At 77.0% G+C, this 1,127-nt stretch carries 1 protein-coding gene; it reads left to right on the top strand.

What is annotated here, in order from left to right:
- A partial coding sequence (locus tag NBW84_RS18890) for an NUDIX hydrolase (RefSeq protein WP_445548767.1) occupies nt 1-866 on the top strand: 866 nt, incomplete at its 5' end.
- Nucleotides 867-1,127 lie beyond the last annotated feature (261 nt).

The following is a 1,127-nucleotide window of genomic DNA, read 5'->3' on the forward strand; positions in this document are numbered from 1 at the left end:
GGCCCGGCCCGGTGGGAGGCCACCACCTGGCGGGAGCGCGCGGCCTGGCCGGGGCGGGCAGCCCCGCGCCGCCAGCCGGCCCGGCCCCGACAGGAAGCCCGGCCGAAGCGGCCCCGACAGGAAGCCCGGCCAGAACGGACAGCCTGGCCGGGGCCGGCGTGCCCGCCTGGCTCGCGGGCCTGGCGACGGCCCTGCGCACCGCCCATCCCGACCAGCTTTCCTGGACCGGGCTGCACGCGGCCGACGGGCGTCCCGCGGCCGTCCTCATGCTGGTCGGCGACGGCCCCCAGGGGCCCGACATCCTGCTCATCGAACGTGCGGCGAGCCTGCGCAGCCACGCCGGCCAGTCGGCCTTCCCCGGCGGGGCGACCGACCCCACCGACACCTCCCCGGCCGCGACCGCGCTGCGGGAGGCCAGGGAGGAGGTCGGCCTCGACCCGACCGGCGTGCGGCTCCTGGCCACCGGCCCCGCCCTCTACATACCGCCGAGCCACTTCCTGGTGACGCCGGTGCTGGGGTGGTGGCACACACCGTGCCCGGTCGCGCCGGTGGACCCGAGCGAGACGTCCGCGGTCGTCCGGGTACCGATCACCCACCTGGCCGACCCGGCGAACCGGCTGCAGGTCCGTCATCGCAGGACGGGCGCGCTGGGACCGGCCTTCCGCGTCCAGGAGATGTTCATCTGGGGCTTCACCGGCGGGCTGATCGACGCGCTGCTGCGGATGGGCGGCTGGGAGCGCCTCTGGCTGCCCGCCGAACAGGTCGAGTCGCCGGTGACGGGCACCCCGCCGGCACCCACGGTGGACGCCCGGCCGGCGTCCACCTGCCCCGGCCGGGCCTCGGAGCCGACGGACGACTCCGGATGAACCACCCGGACGCACACGCAGCGTCACAACCGTTCGTGGAGACCGCCGGAACCGCAGGCCCGCTCCGGGTGAGCCGCCCCGCGGGCGGTACCGTCAGCCCGGCCGGTGACCAGTCGGGACCTCGGCCCACCGGACGGGCCTCGGCCCACCGGGCGGGCTGCGCGGGCCGAAGTCCCCGGTGCTCCCCGCGACCCACCCAGCTCCACGGACAGATCGATGACAGATCCGCGCCCGGCCCGGACACCAGGGACGACAGTGTTC

It is taken from the genome of Protofrankia sp. CiP1_Cm_nod2, from assembly GCF_920664355.1.
GTDB lineage: Bacteria > Actinomycetota > Actinomycetes > Frankiales > Frankiaceae > Protofrankia.